Raw genomic sequence first — 1168 nt, 5'->3', positions numbered from 1 at the left:
GCCGGTGGATTCAAGGGCTCGTCGCAACACCCTGTCGAGCTGGGGTGATGAGTGTGATCGGTCCGCCGAGGGTGCCGCGGGAACGGGTCCGCCGGTTCTGGAGGGCCCGGTTGGCGGGGGCCACGATCGCGCAGGCCGCCGCGGAGGTGGGGGTGTCAGCCTCGGCCGGGCGGGGGTGGGTCGTCGAGTCTGGTGGGATGATCCCGGACCTGACCGAGCCCGGCGGGCGTTATCTGTCCCTGGCCGAACGTGAAGAGATCGCCGTGGGCTGGGCGGCCGGGCACAGCCGGGCCGAGATCGCCCGGCGGCTGGGCCGCCACCGCGCCACCATCGGCCGGGAACTGGCCCGTAACCGCACCGTGCGCTATCCACGCCGGCCCCCGCTGCCTGACGGGCGCCCGCACCGCCTGGGGCCAGACCCGGGCACGCACGGCGGCCGGGACCGGCCCCAGCACGAACGGCTGCGGTACCGGGCGGTGGTGGCCCAGGCCAAAGCCGAGGCCCGCGCCCGCCGCCGCACACCCGCCAAACTCCTCACCCACCCCGAGCTGGCCGCCCACGTACACACCAGGCTGGTCGAGCAGCAGTGGAGCCCGGAGCAGATCAGTCAGACTCTGCGCCGAGACTTCCCCGACCGGCCGGAGATGTGGGTGTCCCACGAAACCATCTACCAGGGCGTCTACCAGGCCCTCTACGTCCAAGGCCGCGGGCAGCTGCGCCGCGAGCTCGCGGGGTGTCTCCGGACCGGGCGGGCGTTGCGCCGCCCGAACCGGCTGCCCGACCAACGCCAACACCGCAACCAGACCCGGATCCGGGACAAGGTCATGATCTCCCAGCGGCCCGCGGAGGTCACCGACCGGGCCGTGCCCGGGCACTGGGAAGGCGATCTCATCCTCGGCACCGGCAACGAGACCGCGATCGGCACGCTGGTCGAGCGGACCACCCGGTTCGTGTTGCTGCTGCACCTGCCCGGGGGCCACGGCGCAGTCCAGGTCCGGGACGCGATGATCGCCGCGATGCGGGTGCTGCCCGCGATGGTGCGCCGGTCGTTGACCTGGGACCAGGGCATCGAGCTGGCCCGCCACGCCGAGATCACCATGGCGCTGGAGTTGCCGGTCTATTTCTGCGACCCACACAGCCCCTGGCAGCGGGGCAGCAACGAGAACAC

At 72.8% G+C, this 1168-nt stretch carries 1 protein-coding gene; it reads left to right on the top strand.

Annotation, left to right across the window (positions count from 1 at the left end):
* Positions 1–47: 47 nt before the first annotated feature.
* A partial coding sequence (locus tag PSD17_RS20480; protein WP_339124181.1) for an IS30 family transposase occupies positions 48–1168 on the top strand: 1121 nt, incomplete at its 3' end.

Origin of the sequence: Pseudonocardia sp. D17 (genome assembly GCF_036984265.1) — a bacterium.
Classification (GTDB): Bacteria; Actinomycetota; Actinomycetes; order Mycobacteriales; family Pseudonocardiaceae; genus Pseudonocardia; species Pseudonocardia benzenivorans.
The sequence above is the reverse complement of the archived record's forward strand: the minus strand, read 5'-3'. Positions and strand labels throughout refer to the sequence as shown.